Source organism: Pseudomonadota bacterium (assembly GCA_016195085.1).
In the GTDB taxonomy this organism is placed as follows: Bacteria; Pseudomonadota; Alphaproteobacteria; order SHVZ01; family SHVZ01; genus JACQAG01.
This window is the reverse complement of the sequence record JACQAG010000022.1, coordinates 121,571-136,557: the sequence shown is the minus strand read 5'-3', so window position 1 is coordinate 136,557 and position 14,987 is coordinate 121,571. Positions and strand designations below refer to the sequence as shown.

The 14,987-nt window shown below is 65.8% G+C and carries 15 protein-coding genes; 11 read left to right on the top strand and 4 right to left on the bottom strand.

From position 1 onward, the window contains the following. Nucleotides 1-141: 141 nt before the first annotated feature. From HY058_06385 to HY058_06365, 5 genes are all read left to right on the top strand, one after another. Nucleotides 142-1,548: a glutamate--tRNA ligase gene (locus HY058_06385; protein ID MBI3496912.1), complete on the top strand. Its 1,407-nt coding sequence runs from the start codon at nucleotides 142-144 to the stop codon at nucleotides 1,546-1,548. Between the two features lie 118 nt (nucleotides 1,549-1,666). Continuing rightward, complete coding sequence (gltA, locus tag HY058_06380; protein ID MBI3496911.1) at nucleotides 1,667-2,995, top strand: citrate (Si)-synthase; 1,329 nt, start codon at nucleotides 1,667-1,669, stop codon at nucleotides 2,993-2,995. After that, entirely contained in the window at nucleotides 2,988-3,212 is a 225-nt protein-coding gene (locus HY058_06375) for a hypothetical protein (GenBank protein ID MBI3496910.1), read from the top strand. Before gltA ends, HY058_06375 begins: the two co-directional genes overlap by 8 nt. Further along, a complete protein-coding gene (locus tag HY058_06370) occupies nucleotides 3,209-3,961 on the top strand; it encodes a DUF2061 domain-containing protein (GenBank protein MBI3496909.1) in 753 nt (250 codons plus the stop codon). Before HY058_06375 ends, HY058_06370 begins: the two co-directional genes overlap by 4 nt. Before the next feature lie 85 nt (nucleotides 3,962-4,046). Beyond that, a complete protein-coding gene (locus HY058_06365; GenBank protein MBI3496908.1) occupies nucleotides 4,047-4,808 on the top strand; it encodes an N-acyl homoserine lactonase family protein in 762 nt (253 codons plus the stop codon). 15 nt (nucleotides 4,809-4,823) lie between these two features. On the opposite strand, the gene HY058_06360 is transcribed toward HY058_06365, so the two are convergent. The 4 genes from HY058_06360 to HY058_06345 form a co-directional block, all read right to left on the bottom strand. Continuing rightward, nucleotides 4,824-5,690: a carbohydrate ABC transporter permease gene (locus tag HY058_06360; protein MBI3496907.1), complete on the bottom strand. Its 867-nt coding sequence runs from the start codon at nucleotides 5,688-5,690 to the stop codon at nucleotides 4,824-4,826. 10 nt (nucleotides 5,691-5,700) lie between these two features. After that, nucleotides 5,701-6,654, bottom strand: a complete 954-nt coding sequence (locus tag HY058_06355; protein MBI3496906.1) for a sugar ABC transporter permease — start codon at nucleotides 6,652-6,654, stop codon at nucleotides 5,701-5,703. 15 nt (nucleotides 6,655-6,669) lie between these two features. Then, on the bottom strand, nucleotides 6,670-7,977 hold the full coding sequence (locus HY058_06350) for a sugar ABC transporter substrate-binding protein (GenBank protein ID MBI3496905.1): 1,308 nt from the start codon (nucleotides 7,975-7,977) through the stop codon (nucleotides 6,670-6,672). 117 nt (nucleotides 7,978-8,094) lie between these two features. Continuing rightward, entirely contained in the window at nucleotides 8,095-8,880 is a 786-nt protein-coding gene (locus HY058_06345; GenBank protein ID MBI3496904.1) for a class II aldolase/adducin family protein, read from the bottom strand. 236 nt (nucleotides 8,881-9,116) lie between these two features. Between HY058_06345 and HY058_06340 the strand changes: the two genes are divergently transcribed. The 6 genes from HY058_06340 to HY058_06315 all read left to right on the top strand — a co-directional run bounded on the left by HY058_06340 (nucleotide 9,117) and on the right by HY058_06315 (nucleotide 14,974). After that, entirely contained in the window at nucleotides 9,117-9,812 is a 696-nt protein-coding gene (locus HY058_06340) for a GntR family transcriptional regulator (GenBank protein ID MBI3496903.1), read from the top strand. A gap of 74 nt (nucleotides 9,813-9,886) precedes the next feature. After that, nucleotides 9,887-10,666: an SDR family oxidoreductase gene (locus HY058_06335; GenBank protein MBI3496902.1), complete on the top strand. Its 780-nt coding sequence runs from the start codon at nucleotides 9,887-9,889 to the stop codon at nucleotides 10,664-10,666. A gap of 29 nt (nucleotides 10,667-10,695) precedes the next feature. Then, nucleotides 10,696-11,826 carry a pyridoxal phosphate-dependent aminotransferase gene (locus HY058_06330; protein ID MBI3496901.1) on the top strand — a complete coding sequence of 377 codons (1,131 nt, stop codon included), beginning with the start codon at nucleotides 10,696-10,698 and terminating at the stop codon, nucleotides 11,824-11,826. Nucleotides 11,827-11,843: 17 nt separating this feature from the next. After that, entirely contained in the window at nucleotides 11,844-12,722 is an 879-nt protein-coding gene (locus tag HY058_06325) for an alpha/beta hydrolase (GenBank protein MBI3496900.1), read from the top strand. Nucleotides 12,723-12,729: 7 nt separating this feature from the next. Then, nucleotides 12,730-14,004 (top strand): hydantoinase/carbamoylase family amidase, encoded by a 1,275-nt coding sequence (locus HY058_06320; protein ID MBI3496899.1) that lies wholly within the window; start codon nucleotides 12,730-12,732, stop codon nucleotides 14,002-14,004. Between the two features lie 22 nt (nucleotides 14,005-14,026). Further along, nucleotides 14,027-14,974 carry a cupin domain-containing protein gene (locus HY058_06315; GenBank protein MBI3496898.1) on the top strand — a complete coding sequence of 316 codons (948 nt, stop codon included), beginning with the start codon at nucleotides 14,027-14,029 and terminating at the stop codon, nucleotides 14,972-14,974. The last annotated feature ends 13 nt before the right edge of the window (nucleotides 14,975-14,987 follow it).

The following is a 14,987-nucleotide window of genomic DNA, read 5'->3' as shown; positions in this document are numbered from 1 at the left end:
GGGACGCCGCGCTTCCGGTCGTCATGGCATCGTGAGGTCGGCCGGTTGGGCGTCCACATGGGCGGCTGCACCGACATGGTCGAATGTGCTATGGCAAGCTCCGCTTTCGCGTGAGCGCTCCATCAGCAAGTCGCCAGGACCATGACCGTCGTCGCTCGTTTCGCCCCCTCGCCCACGGGTTATCTGCATATCGGCGGCGCCCGTACGGCGCTGTTCAATTGGCTCTTCGCCAGGCACCACGGCGGCACGTTCCGTTTGCGCATCGAGGACACCGATCGGGCCCGCTCGACCGAGGCGGCGATCAAGAAGATCGTCGATGGGCTGAAATGGCTGGAGCTCGATTGGGACGGCGAGGTGGTGATGCAGTTCGCCCGCGCCCAGCGCCACGCCGAGGTCGCGCGCGCGTTGCTCACCGACGGCAAGGCCTATCGCTGCTATTGCACGCAAGAGGAGCTGGCGGCAATGCGCGAGAAGGCGAAGGCCGAAGGGCGCTCGGCGCGCTATGACGGCACCTGGCGCGACCGCGACCCCAAGGAAGCGCCGCCGGGGGTGGCCCCGACGATCCGGCTCCGAGCCCCCCAGGAAGGCGAGACCGCGGTCGAGGACCGGGTGCAGGGCCAGGTCACCGTCGCCAACGACCAGCTCGACGATATGGTGCTGCTTCGGAGCGACGGCACGCCCACCTACATGCTCTCGGTCGTGGTCGACGACCACGACATGGGCATCACCCACGTCATCCGCGGCGCCGATCATTTGAACAACGCCTTCCGCCAGCTGCAGCTCTACCGCGCCTGCGGCTGGCATGTGCCGGAGTTCGCCCACCTCCCGCTCATTCTGGGGCTTGACGGCTCGAAGCTGTCGAAGCGCCACGGGGCGACTGCTCTCGATGCCTATGGCGAGCTGGGCTACCTGCCCGAGGCGATGCGGAATTACCTCCTCAGGCTCGGCTGGTCCCATGGCGATGAAGAGACCATCTCGACCGAGGATGCCATTCGCTGGTTCGATCTCCCCAGCGTCGGCCGGTCGCCGGCGCGCTTCGATCTGGCGAAGCTCGACTCCATCAACGGCCACTATCTCCGCCACGCGGAGGACGAGCGCCTGGCGCTCCTGGTCGAACAGCGTCTGACCGGAGGCGGGCGCGGGCTCGACGAGGTTCGCCGGCAGCGTCTGCGCCGGGGCATGGCCAGCCTGAAGCAGCGCTGGAAGACGCTGAACGAGCTGGCCGACGCGTCCGCCTTCTACGTGTCCCCACGCCCGCTCGTCCTCAGCCAGAAGGCGGCCTCGCTTTTGATCCCGGAAGCCCGCGCGCTGCTGGCGCGCTTGGCGACCGTGCTGGCGGCGGTGACGCAATGGGAGGAGGCGGAGCTGGAGCGGGTCGTGCGCAGCTTCGCCGAGACGGAGGGAATGAAGATTGGCCAGGCCGCCCAGCCGTTGCGCGCGGCGCTGACCGGGTCGATTGCTTCGCCCAGCCTCTTCGAAGTCATGGCCGTGCTCGGCCGGGAGGAAAGCCTCGCCCGGCTGGCCGACGTGCAACAGGCAGCCGCCTAGCGCGGCCGAACCGGCAGCGCCCCTCCCTCATGTTGTTCCGGCGCATTTTCAGGGGATTTGCCAGGCATCTCGGCCAGTTCTATCCTTGGTGCAACGCACAACATGGGGAAACACGGCCATGGCCAAGCCCGCTGTCGCGAAAGCTAAGTCCAACCAACAGCAAGCGACGCTCAGCGATCCGGCGAGCGGCAAGACCTACGAGCTGCCGATCCTGGATGGGACCACCGGCCCGCGCGTCATCGATGTGCGCAAGCTCTATAGCGACACCGGGTATTTCACCTACGACCCGGGCTACACCTCGACCGGCAGCTGCGAGTCGAAGATCACCTATATCGACGGCGATGCGGGCGTGCTCCTGCACCGGGGCTATCCGATCGAGGAGCTGGCGGAGAAGAGCGACTACATCGAGGTCGCCTACCTGATCCTCCACGGCGAGCTGCCGACCAAAGCACAGAAGGCGACGTTCTCCCACGACATCACCCACCACACCATGGTGCATGAGCAGATGGCGCAATTCTGGCGGGGATTCCGCCGGGACTCGCACCCAATGGCGATGATGTGCGGCGTGGTCGGCGCGATGGCGGCCTTCTACCACGACTCGACCGACATCCACGACTCGCGCCAGCGCATCGTCGCCTCGCATCGGCTCATCGCCAAGATGCCGACCATCGCCGCCATGGCCTTCAAATACTCGGTCGGGCAGCCCTTCATCTATCCGCAGAACAATCTGGGCTACGCCGAGAACTTCCTGCGCATGATGTTTGCGGTGCCGGCCGAGGAGTACAAGGTGAACCCGGTCCTCGCCCGCGCCATGGACCGGATCTTCATCCTGCACGCCGACCACGAGCAGAATGCCTCGACTTCGACCGTCAGGCTCGCCGGCTCGTCCGGCGCCAATCCGTTTGCCTGCATCGCCGCCGGCATCGCCTCGCTCTGGGGTCCGGCCCATGGCGGCGCCAACGAAGCCGTGCTCAACATGCTGGGCGAGATCGGAGCCAAGGACAAGGTCCCCGACTTCATCCGGCGGGTGAAGACGAAGGATGGCGGCGTGCGCCTCATGGGCTTCGGCCACCGGGTCTATAAGAACTACGATCCCCGCGCCGCAATCATGCGCAAGACCTGCTACGAGGTCTTGGAGGCGCTGGGGCACAAGAACGATCCGCTCCTCGAGCTCGCAATGGAGCTGGAGCGCGTCGCCCTCAAGGACGATTACTTCGTCTCGAAGAAGCTCTATCCCAACGTCGACTTCTACTCGGGCATCATCCTCAAGGCGATGAGCATTCCCGTCAGCATGTTCACCGCCATTTTCGCGCTCGCCCGCACCGTGGGCTGGGTTGCCCAGTGGAACGAGATGATCGAGGACCCGCAGCAGAAGATCGGCCGGCCCCGCCAGCTCTATACCGGCTACACCAAGCGCAAATACGTGCCGATCGAGAAGCGTGGATAGACGCCGGACCAAGGATCGGGGCGGAGCCGCCTCCGGAGCCGGTGGAGCGGGAGCGGAAAGCCGTTTCCCACGCCTTGGCGGCGGTCAGCGCGCGCCTTCGGCCAATGACAACCGGCACGGCCCGGGTCTCCGCTACCGCCACCTCTGGCGAAGCGGCGCCTTCAAGCTGATCGCCGCCATCGTCGGCGCGGGAGCGATCACCTACTGGCTCATGTGAACCGGACCCGGATCGACGTTCGATCCGCGACCAGCAACGACGCGGCCATCGTCGTCGCCATCCCCCGAATTCGCCGTCTGGCCGGGGGCATCGCCTTGCTGCTCGCCATCCTCGCCGGCAGATCGAGCGCGGCCGCAGACGCACCCATGTCGGTGTGGACCTATTCGCTCTACAAAACGATCACCTACGAGCTCGTCGCCAACGCCGCCGACATCCCTCTCTACACTTTCGTTCTGGGAGGGACGCCCGCGGGGGCCGGGCTGTTCACCGCTGTGAACGTGACCACGGCGGCGGCGGCCTACTACGCGCACGAGGTCGTCTGGAACCTCTACGGCCCGTCGATGCAGGAGTCGCCGACCATCGCGATGGAGGTCGGGGTCGAGAAAGTGCTGGTCTACCGGCTGGTCAGCACCGCGCGCAATCTGGCATTGGTCTATGTGTTCACCGGCAGCGTGTCGGCCACGATCGGCTTCGCCGCCCTCAGCAATGTGGTGGATGCGGCCATCTACGCCGCCAACGAGTATGGCTGGTACCTCTATGGCCCATCGATCGCGACCTCGGCGGCGGAATCGATCCCGGTCGCGCTGCGCCCGGTTTCGCCGCCGGCACCAAGAAGCTTGTCGCTGGCAGCGATCACCGACGCCGCCGCGGCGATCGGCCGTCGCGCCGTCGACGCCAAAGCTGCGGCCGCAGCCGCGTTCGCCGGCACCTTCGGGAGCCGCGGCGTGGAGATCCAACCCGGGCGGTGAGTCTCGGTCGGCAGGACGTTGACCGGGGTCGAACGCCCCCTATACTCGGCGGCGATCCCCGCCAACACCTTGCCTGGATGGCATCATGAAGCTCTCGGCATTCACTTTGGGACGGCTCACGGGCAAGCTCGGCGACCTCATGCAGGACGGCGAGGGCGAGGTCGAGCTGCCGATCCCCGCCTATCTGATCCGGCACGAGAAGGGCACAGTGCTGTTCGACACCGGCATGCACCCCGATTGCCAGCACGATCCGGCGGGCCGCGCCGGCCCCCGCATCGGCCAGCTCTTCAAGTTCGACTACCAGCCGGGCGACGAAGTGAGCGGCCGCCTCAAATCGATCGGGCAAGATCCGGCGAAGATCGATTTCATCGTCAATTCGCATCTGCATTTCGACCATGTCGGCGGCAACGCGCTCATCCCCAACGCGACGGTGGTGGTGCAGAAGCGCGAATGGGAAGCCGGCATGGACCCTGACATCGCCGCCCAGCGCGGCTTCAACCGGCGGGACTTCGATCTCGGCCACAAGCTCATGAAGATCGACGGCGAGCACGACCTCTTCGGCGACGGGCGGGTCGTCTGCCTGCCGACCTATGGCCACACGCCGGGCCATCAATCGCTCAAGGTCAGGCTGGAGAAGGGCGAGGTCGTGCTGGCGGCGGACGCCTGCTATTTCTGCCGCACCTTGCGCGAGCGCAGGCTGCCGCCCCGCGCCCACGACCACGCCGAGATGATGCGCTCCTTGGACAAGCTGGCAGCACTCGAGGCCGGCGGCGCCCGCATTTTCTTCGGCCACGACGCCGAATTCTGGGCGAGCGTGCCGCAGGCACCGGCGGAGATTGCGTTTTAGCCGCGGCGCAGAGGTTCAGCCCTTGATGCCGCTCATGACCATGCCGCGCACGAAATACTTCTGCAGGAAGAGGAACAGCAGGAGCAGCGGCACGGTCGCTAGAGTGGCGCCGGCGAAGGTCTCGCCCCAGTTCGGAAACTCTCCGGGCGAGACCGACTGGGCGATCGCCACCTGAATGAGCTGGCGCTTCGGCGACTGGACGATCACCAGGGGCCACAGGAAGCTGTTCCAGGAAAACAGGAAGGTCACCAGCGCCAAGGTGGCGAGCGGCGCCTTCACATTCGGCAGGATGATGCTGAGAAAGATCCGAACATGGCCGGCGCCGTCGATCCGGGCCGCGTCCTCGAGCTCCTTCGGCAGCTCCTCGAAGGCCTGGCGCAGCTGAAAGAGCCCGAACGGACTGGCGATCCAGGGGATGAGAACGCCGACCAGCGTGTCCTGCAGGCCGAAGCCGGACACGACCTGATAGAGCGGCACCATCAAGGCTTCGATCGGCAAGAGGAAGGTAACGAGGATCAGCACGAACACGACATTGGCGCCGCGGAAGCCGATACGGGTCAGTGCGTAGGCCGCCATCGAGCAGAGCATCAGGGTGAGCACCACTTGGCAGAGGGAAACCGCGGCCGAATTCAGGAGCGCCCCGAGGATGGGGCGGCGCTGCATGAGGCTGAAGTAGTTGGCCGTCGTCGGCTTGGTCGGCAGGAAGGCGCTCCACTGCAGCGGTGAAATGTCGCTGAAGATGTCGAACTGCGATTTGAAGGATGACGCGGCCACCCAGAGATAGGGCAGCAGAAACACCCCTCCGATGGCCAGTACGATGAGGCCGGAGATCACCCAGCCGATGCCATGACGAAGCGTCTCTTCGAGGCGGGTCGAGATCATTCTGCCCAGCTCAATAGTTCCAGCGCACCCGCAAGATGCCCATCTGCACAATACTGACGAGCAGCACGGCCAGCAGCAGCACGACCGACAACGCCGAGGCATAGCCTGCGTCGTGCAGCGCGAATGCCAGCTGGTAGATTTCGTAGACGATGAAGTTGGTGCTGGCTTGCGGACCGCCGGAGGTCATGATCAGAGCCGGAGCGAAGGCCTGCAGCGAGAACACCGTCATGATCACCACGACGAAAAGCGTGGTGCGCGCCAGCAGCGGAAGGGTCACGTGCCAGAACCTTTGCGGCTTCGTCGCCCCGTCGACCAACGCCGCCTCGCCCAGCTCCACTGGAATCGCCTGCAGGCCGGCCAGGAACAAGATCGCCGCGAAGCCCACCTGCTGCCAGAGCGTCATGACGACCAAGGCCGGCAGCGCCAGGGATCTGTCGGTGAGAAAGCCATAGGGACCGAGCCGGATCCACGCCAACAAGCCGTTGATGAGCCCGTTCGCGGGATCGAGGAGGAAGGTCCAAATCGTCGCCACCACGACGGCGGAACTCACCACCGGCACGAGGATGATGGTGCGGATCAACGCCCGCGCCGGGAGCTCGGTGTCGAGGATCAGCGCCAAGGAGAGACCGGCGGGCACCACGGTCGCAACCACGCCGGCGGCGAACAGGAGCGTGGTGAGGAACGAGCCTCGGGCGTCCGGGTCGCTAATAATATCGAGGTAGTTCTGCATTCCGACAAAGCTCGAAGCGGCCGGATTCAGCAGCGAATAGCTGTAGAGGCTGTTCCTCGTCATCAGCGCCAGCGGCACATACTGGAATAGCAGCAGGAGGATGAGAAAAGGCGCCAGGAACAGGCTCGCGGCCATGACGTTGCGGGCGCCCTGCCCGGGCTGGCGCCAGGGCAGGATCGAGCCACGCTGATGCCGGTCGCGCCGTGTCTCCGGCGCTACATCCACCGTCCGCATCCGGCCGCAAGCGCCTCAGCGCCTGAGGATCGGGCCGAGGCGCCGGACCGCCGCATCCATGCGCTCCTTGGGATCGGAGCCGAGGGCGATGTCCTTCAGCGCATCGCTCACCAGCTTGTCATACTCGGCGAATTTCGGCGATGGCGGCCGCGGTTGGCCCCACTGCTCGAGCTGGTCGCGGAACAGCTTCATGGGATACTGCTCGAACACCGGGAACTTGGCATTGAGCGAGCGCAGGGTCGGCAGATTGCCGCGCTGCCGCAGGATCTCGGTCAGGTACTCGCCCGAGCTCATATCGACGACGAACTTGGCGGCGACCTCGGGATGCTTGCTCTTCTGGGTGGCACCGAGGGTGGTGCTGCCGGTATGCACGATCGGCGTCTTGAAATAGGGAAACGGCGTGATCCCCCATTGAATCTTCGGATCCTTCAAGAGCGCGTTGCCGACGGCGGGTGTGTCGATATAGAAACAGGCCTTGCCGTCGATGAAGGCGTTGGGAATGCCCGTCTTGGGCGCGACCTTGTAGACGTTGAAGATGTCGCTGTAGATCTTGAGGGCGGCAATCGCCTCCGGCGTGTTGAGCCAGCCGTCGACCTCCTTTGCGTCCGGGGATTGCGCCCAGTAGGTCTTGTAGAGTGAGCTCTTTGGATCCGCCTTCGGATCGCCGGCGCTGCGCTGGAACAGGAGGTCGCGGTAGACGATCCCGGGCTGGCCATTGCCGAACCGCGTCGGCCCCAGGCCCCATACCGTGGGATTGTCCGCCGGTCCCTGCTGGCATTTCTTGAAGGCCTCGATCGCCTGGCTCCAGGTCCACGCGGTCGCCAGCGTCGGCGGCGGCGTGATCCCGGCCGCGTCGGTCAGCGTCTTGTTGTAGTAGAGACCGATGGTGGTCTGCTCCATGCCGGGGGAGTAGACCTTGCCCTGATAGGAGTGCTCCGCCAGGGTCGCGGGCAGCACGTCGTCCTTGAATCCGGCAGGCAGATACGGGTCGAGGGCGAGCAGGATGCCGGCGGCGGCATAGGACTGCGTGTTCGGTCCGTCATAGACCAGCACGTCCGGAGGATTGTCGGATGCGGCGAGCACGCTGATCTTGTCCGCGAGCTGGCTGAAGGGCACCTCGGTGAATTCCACCTTGGCGCAGGGATTTGCCTTCTGCCAAGCCTCGATGACATTCGCATAGGGTGCGTTGCCCTGGGAGCGCAGACCGGTCAGCTGCACGATGCCGGTCTTGCACGAGGTGGCATCTTGCGCCTCAGCAACGGCGGCCGGAAACGTCAGCGCCGATGTGAGCGACAGGGCGAGTAGCATCGTCTGGATCTTCATCTCTCGATCATCTCCTTCCACACTTCGGTGTTGCGCTGGATTCGCCGCGAGGGCTCTCGCCGGTAGAGGGAACGGGTTCCCCTCGGTATGGGGCGGCAGGGAGGCTTGCGGCACCGATCAGCTCCGGTACGAGGCATCGAGACGATCGAGCTGACGCAGCAACGCCGGCCATTCCCGCTCGCCGGGCACGCGGATGTCGCCCTGGTTTTCCCAGAATTGCCGGGCCGCTCGCTCGCAAACTCCATGCGAAGGCTGGATCGGCGGGACGCCGGAAGCGGCGGCCGCCTGCATCGCCAGCTGGATGCCGGCGGCGCGTTCGAAGTAGTAGAGAAGCATGAAGGCTTCGCCCGGCGTGCGGCCGACGGTGAGGATGCCGTGATTGCGCATCAACATCACCTTGTGGGAGCCGAGATCGCTGACCAGCCGTTGCTGCTCATCGAGATCGATCGCCACCCCCTCATAGTCGTGGAAGGCCTGGCGGCGATAGAAGCGCATGGCGAACTGGCTGAGCGGCAGGAGCCCGTCGGGTTGCGCTGAAACGGCGACGCTGGCGTCGGAATGGGTATGGAGGACGCAGCCGGCATCCGCCCTGCCGGCATGAACGGCGCCATGGATGACGAAGGCGGCGACATTCACATCATGGGGGGAATCGTCGAGCTTGCAGCCCTTGGTGTCGATCCTGACCAGGCTCGAGGCGGTGATCTCCTCGAACAACAAACCATAGGGGTTGATCAGGAATTGCGCGTCACGGCCGGGGACCCGGGCAGAGATGTGATTGTAGATGAGATCGTCCATGCCGAGCTTGGCCACCAGGCGATAGCAGGCCGCGAGTGCGACGCGCGCTTCCCACTCGGCCGGATCGATGGTCTGAGGCCGGCGCGCCCGCAGATGAGCCGCGGTCATTTCATGGCGCTTTCGGCCATTCCGACGAAACACAGCTGCCGCCGATCCATCCGGTACCTCGGAAAATCCATCGTCCCCGACGACGCGAGCAACGCAACCCGCATGCCGCGCCGGGTGCATCTGCCGCCCCGGCTGGCACTGGGATGCACGGGAGCTCATGGTTTCCGTGGGCTCCCCGTGCACACGACTATGGTACATGCCTCGCCTTTGTTATACAATAATCGAGATGATGTATTATGAATGCCTTGAAAAAACCCTCCATGGCACCGGCTCTGCCTAAAGAACAGGCAGGCAAGACCCTGGCCGATGACCTGCATCGGCGTCTCGAGCGCGAGATCGTCGACGGCAAGCTGGCGCCGGGCGCGCGTCTCGACGAGCAGGAGATCGCATCGCGCTGCGGTGTCTCGCGCACGCCGGTGCGCGAGGCGTTCAGGCTGCTTGCGGCGAGTGGGCTCGTAGAGCTGCGCGGGCGACAGGGGGTGATCGTCCGCTCGATCGGCGTCAATAGGCTGATCGAAATGTTCCAAGTCATGGCCGAGCTCGAAGGCCTTTGCGCGCGTCTAGCCGCGCGCCGTCTCACCAGCGAGCAGCGGGCCAAAATCGAAGAAATCCATCGGAAACTGCAGGAATCCGCCGAAACCGACGATCCCGATCGATTCTACGACGTGAACGTGGCGTTCCACGAGGCGATCTACGAGGCATCGAGGAACGAATACGTGGCCGAACAGACCCGGGCGTTGCGCAACCGCATCGGCGCCTACCGTCGCCGCGTTACCTATATGCCTGGGCGCATCGCCGACACCATCTGCGAGCATGAGGAGGTGATGAACGCGATCTTCGCCCATGACTGCGAGCGCGCCCATCAGGCCATGCGCGACCATCTCACGCTCCTCGGCGACGACGTCTCGGACTTCATCGCCGCCTTCGACTGAGACATGGATGAAAATGTTGTATACAAAAAGTGACTCTATGTATAATTTCGACTTCACCTCTCTAGGAGCCTCCGTTGCAGCTCAATCTCACCGGCAAGAGCGTCGTCATCACCGGCGCCTCGAAAGGAATTGGCCTCGCCACCGCGCGCACTTTCGCTGAAGAAGGTTGCAACCTGCATCTCGCCGCCCGAAACGGCGTTGCTCTCCGCGCCGCCGCAAACGAGATCAAGACCGCCCACGGCGTCAAAGTCGGCGTCTACCCCCTCGACCTCTCGAGCACGCAAGCCATGGAGCGCCTCGCCGCCGAGGTCGGCGAGGTGGACGTTCTCATCAATAATGCCGGGGATATTCCGGTCGGCTCCCTCGACAAGGTCGACGATGCGGCCTGGCGGCGCGGATTCGACCTCAAGGTGTTCGGCTACATCACGCTGACCCGCGCGCTCTATGGCCGCATGCGCGGCCGCGACGGCGTCATCATCAATGTCATCGGCAATTCCGGCGAGAACTGGGATGCAGGCTACATCGCCGGCAGCACCGGGAATGCCGCGCTGATGGCGTTCACCAAGGCGCTCGGCGGCGCCAGCCTCAACCACGGTGTGCGCGTCGTCGGCGTCAACCCGGGCCCGGTGGCCACCGACCGCATGCTGAAGATCATGCGGCGCAAGGCAATCGACATGCTGGGCGACGAGGAACGTTGGGAGGAGCTGTTCCAGAAATATCCCGGCGGCCGGCCCGCGACTTCGGAGGAGGTGGCCGATCTGCTGGCGTTCCTCGCCTCGCCCAAGGCCGGCTACATCACCGGCTCCGTTGTCACCATCGACGGGGGTATCTCCGCCCGCGGATCGGTGATCTAAGGGCGAAGTGACGGCACTGGACGCGATCGATGTCGGACGCCCGCACCCGCAACCGCTATTTCGACGATCTCTTCGCCACGCCCGGCCTCTGCTGGCTAGGCCAGAACACCAACCACATTCCGGCGCATCCGGCCGTCCGCGAAGCGATGCTCCGCTCGATTGAGTCCGGCGAATACAATGCCTACGCGCCGCCCATGGGCTTCGAGGCGCTGCGCCTGGCGATTGCCGCCGATCTCGGCGCGCCGGAGGCGGAGGCATTGGTGACGGAGGGCGGGGTCAACGCGCTGGCAATGATCTGCCGGGCTTTTTGCCGACCCGGCACCACCCTCGTCACCACCGACCCAACCTGGAAGTGGCCTTGCCTCTTTGCCCGCCAGCAGGGTGCGGAGGTGATTGAAATACCGATCTATGACGCCTCGATCGGCTATCGGTTGACGCCCGACCTCTTGCGCCGCCATGTGGACGTGCGGACAGCGATCATCTATCTCGTCGATCCCAACAATCCGCTTGGCAGCTGCCACACGCGAGCGGAGATCGAGAGTTTTGCCGAGATCGCCAAGACGAGCGGCGCCCTCCTGGTGCATGACTGCACCTATCGGGATTTCGCCGATGGCCACGTGCCGGCCCTCCACGTGGCCCCGGAAGGCACGGTCGTCACTGTCAGCTTCTCCAAATGGCTTGGCCTCGCCGGCCTTCGGGTGGGTGCGCTCGTCGCCGCCCCGCCCCTCCTCGACAAGATTTCAAAATGGACCACCGGCGTGCTCGGCGCCAGCGTCGTCGCCCAACGGGCGGCTGCCGCCGGCCTCGCGGTCAAGTCCGAGTGGATGCGGACCGTGCGCAGAATCGACCGTGACAACAAGCTAGCGATCAAGAAGGCCGCCGGGATCGCCGGCCTGTCGCTCCCCGTCTACCCCTCGCACGGCAACTTCCTCGTCCTGGAGACCGTAGGCGCCAACATTCGCCCAGAAGCGCTGGTCGAATGCTATCGCCGCGAGGGCATCATGATCCGGCACGGCGGTTATCACACGGAGCGCTTCGGCGACCGGTTCGTCAAGGTCAGCACCTCGGTGCCGCGGGCGTGGGCGGATCGCTTCTGCGCGCTATTGCCGGATATGATCGTCAAGGCGCGCAGCCTGAACGAGTTGCCGCCGCAATTCTGAGGCGAGGAGCTGCACCCATGAACATCACCGCCGCCGATGGCATCCGTCTCCACGTCGAGGAGGCCGGCACCGGCACGGCGATCCTGTTCATCCACGAGTTCGGCGGCAACCACGCGAGCTGGGAACCGCAGCTGCGCTTCTTCGGCCACCGCTACCGCTGCATCACCTACGCGGCGCGGGGCTATCCGCCCTCGGACGTGCCGGCCAACCTCGAGGCCTACTCGCAAGCAAAGGCGGTCAGCGATGCGGTCGCCGTTTTGGACGGCCTCGGCATCGCCAAGGCACACATCGTCGGCCTATCCATGGGCGGCTTCGCCACGGTGCATTTCGGCCTCGGCCATGCCACGCGCGCCTTGTCGCTGACCGTGGCCGGCGCCGGCTACGGCTGCGAGAAGCCGTATGAGGAGTATTTCCGCAAGGTCTCCCTCGAGGTGGCCGACAATTTCGAGCGGTTGGGCGCCAAGGCGTTCGCCAAGGTCTACGCGCTCGGCGCCAGCCGCGTGCAGTTCCAGAACAAGGACCCGCGCGGCTGGCAGGAATTCGCCGACCGGCTCGCCACCCACTCCGATGTCGGCGCCGCCTTGACCATGCGCGGCGTGCAGGCGCGCCGGCCTTCCTTCTACGACCTCGAGGCGGAGCTGAAGCAGATGCCGGTGCCGACCCTGGTTGTGGTCGGCGACGAGGACGATCACTGCCTGCAGCCCGGCATTTTCTTGAAGAAGACGATCCCGGCGTGCGGGCTCGCGGTACTGCCGAAGACGGGCCATACGCTCAATCTGGAGGAGCCGGCTCTGTTCAACGGCCTGCTGGCGGAGTTCCTGGCCCAAGTCGAGGCCGGCCGATGGACGGTGCGCGACGCGCGCGCGATCGCCGGCGAGATCATGCGAACCAAGTGATGGCCCGATGAAGGCGAAGAGTGCGAAGGGTGAGCCGGCATCGGATCTCCGGCGCGTGAAGACCGACACGGCGCGGCTGTGGAGCCGGCTGATGGCGCTTGCAAAGATCGGTGCCACGGCCAAGGGCGGCGTGAATCGCCCGGCTCTGAGCGCGCCCGAGATCGAGGCGTGGCGGATGGTGATCGGCTGGGCCGGGCAAGCAGGGCTCGAGCCCTCGACCGACGCCGCCGGCAACCTGTTCCTGGCGCTCCCAGGCGCCGATCGCGCGGCGGCGCCGGTGCTGGCCGGCAGCCATCTCGACACGCAGCCGACCGGCGGCCGCTTCGACGGCGTCTATGGCGTGCTGGCGGCGCTGGAGACGGCCACTGCCCTCGCCGAGCAGGGACGGCGCCCCATGCGCGACCTCATCGTCGTCGCTTGGATGAATGAAGAAGGCTCGCGCTTTGCGTCAGGCATGATGGGCTCCGAGGCGTTCGCCGGCCTGCGCTCGCTGGACCGGATCAGGGCCGCGGTCGACGCCGAAGGGGTCAGCGCCGGCGGGGCGCTCGATGCGCTGCATGCCGCCTTCCCCGGCTTGCCGCGCCGGCCCCTCGGCTTTCCCGCCTTCGCCTATCTCGAGGCCCATATCGAGCAAGGACCGATCCTCGAAGCCGAGAACCGGCTCATCGGCATCGTCACCGGCATCCAAGGCAAGAAGACCTTCGAGACGGTGATCGAGGGTTGCGAGGGCCATGCCGGCACGATGCCCATGGGCGAGCGCCGAGACGCGGTCGCCGTCTTCGCGCGTATGGCAGGCGCGCTCGCGGTCGAGCTCGGCGACCACGACGGCTTGGTCAAGTTCACCATCGGACGCCTCCGCGTCGAGCCGAACGCGCCTTCGGTGGTTCCGGCGCGGGTGACGTTCAGCGCCGACCTGCGCCATCCCGACGACGGCGTCCTCACGGCGCTGGGCGAGCGCTTCGGCACGGTTTGCCGGCGTGAGGCCGCCCCGTGCGCAGTGACGGTGACGCCGTTGGTGGATGCCCCTTCGAACGATTTCGACCCGGCGCTGCAGGCGCGCATCGAGCGGGTTGCCGCGGCTTGCGGCTATCCCAGCATGCGTCTCTTCTCGGCCGCAGGTCACGACGCCCGGCATTTGGCGACGCTCTGCCCGAGCGCGATGATCTTCATCCCCTGCCGCAGCGGCATCAGCCATGCCGAGGCCGAGTGGGCCGAATGCGAGCATGTCGGCGCCGGCGCCGCCGTGCTCGCCGCCAGCCTCGCGGAGCTGCTGTGGCAATGACCCACGTGAAAACGAGAGGACTATGACGACGCAAGCCGAAAAGCCGGACATGGCGGATATGTCGGCGCAAAAGCCGCTCGCACCGGAGAGCCCGGCGGCGGGGCGCGCGCGCTTCTTCAATTCGGGCAATGCCTTCAACGTAAAGCTCACCCCGGTGCCGGCCCGCAGTTTCCATGCGGAATTCGAGGCAGCCTCCGCCCCCGGCAGGAAGGCGCGCTTCTTCGCCTGCGATCAATCGGCAGAGCTCGACTGTCCGTTCCCGGCCACCACGCCCCTCATGCTGGCGCGCTACGCCGGTATTCCCGCGGGCAAGACCTTGCGCTCGGAATCGATCGCCACAGGCTCGATCTGGTACGTGATCGCCGGAAACGGCATGAGCCGTAGCGGCCAGGAAGCGATCAGCTGGAGCGTCGGCGACGTGTTCCTGCTGCCGGGCGGGCAGCCGGGCGATCATACCGCCGGGTCCGAGCATGCCGTGCTGTGGACCGTCAGCAACGAGCCGCAGCTGGCCTTCGATCGGCTGCGGCCGACGACGGGCAGAAACGCGCCGATCGAACCAGTGCACTACCCGGCGGCCGAGATCGCCCGTCAGATCGACCTCATCTACGAAGCATCAGCGAACGAGGCGACCTCCGGCATCGCCGTTATTTTCTCCTCCGACCGGCAAGAAGCCAGCCGCAACATCATGCCGACGCTGACCTTGTCGTTGAACTCGCTGCCCGCGGCAACGCATCAGCGCGCGCACCGGCACAACTCGGCGGCCACCACCCTCATCGTCAAGGGCAAGCGCTGCCATTCCATGGTCGGAGCGGAACGCTGCGAGTGGCTGGAGGGGGCGACGATGGTGACGCCGCCGGGCCTGCCCCACTCCCATCACAATGCTGGCGACGGGCGCGCGCTCTTCCTCATCGTGCAGGATGGCGGCCTCTACTACCATGCCCGCACCATGGGATTCAGCTTCCTGGAGTAGCGACGCCTTCTCC

Excerpts from the sequence above, each read along its gene's own strand:
- HY058_06385 (MBI3496912.1), top strand. The coding sequence starts at position 142 with ATGACCGTCGTCGCTCGTTTCGCCCCCTCGCCCACGGGTTATCTGCAT.
- gltA (MBI3496911.1), top strand. The coding sequence starts at position 1,667 with ATGGCCAAGCCCGCTGTCGCGAAAGCTAAGTCCAACCAACAGCAAGCG.
- HY058_06365 (MBI3496908.1), top strand. The coding sequence starts at position 4,047 with ATGAAGCTCTCGGCATTCACTTTGGGACGGCTCACGGGCAAGCTCGGC.
- HY058_06360 (MBI3496907.1), bottom strand. The coding sequence starts at position 5,690 with ATGATCTCGACCCGCCTCGAAGAGACGCTTCGTCATGGCATCGGCTGG.
- HY058_06355 (MBI3496906.1), bottom strand. The coding sequence starts at position 6,654 with ATGCGGACGGTGGATGTAGCGCCGGAGACACGGCGCGACCGGCATCAG.
- HY058_06350 (MBI3496905.1), bottom strand. The coding sequence starts at position 7,977 with ATGAAGATCCAGACGATGCTACTCGCCCTGTCGCTCACATCGGCGCTG.
- HY058_06345 (MBI3496904.1), bottom strand. The coding sequence starts at position 8,880 with ATGACCGCGGCTCATCTGCGGGCGCGCCGGCCTCAGACCATCGATCCG.
- HY058_06340 (MBI3496903.1), top strand. The coding sequence starts at position 9,117 with ATGAATGCCTTGAAAAAACCCTCCATGGCACCGGCTCTGCCTAAAGAA.
- HY058_06330 (MBI3496901.1), top strand. The coding sequence starts at position 10,696 with ATGTCGGACGCCCGCACCCGCAACCGCTATTTCGACGATCTCTTCGCC.
- HY058_06325 (MBI3496900.1), top strand. The coding sequence starts at position 11,844 with ATGAACATCACCGCCGCCGATGGCATCCGTCTCCACGTCGAGGAGGCC.
- HY058_06320 (MBI3496899.1), top strand. The coding sequence starts at position 12,730 with ATGAAGGCGAAGAGTGCGAAGGGTGAGCCGGCATCGGATCTCCGGCGC.
- HY058_06315 (MBI3496898.1), top strand. The coding sequence starts at position 14,027 with ATGACGACGCAAGCCGAAAAGCCGGACATGGCGGATATGTCGGCGCAA.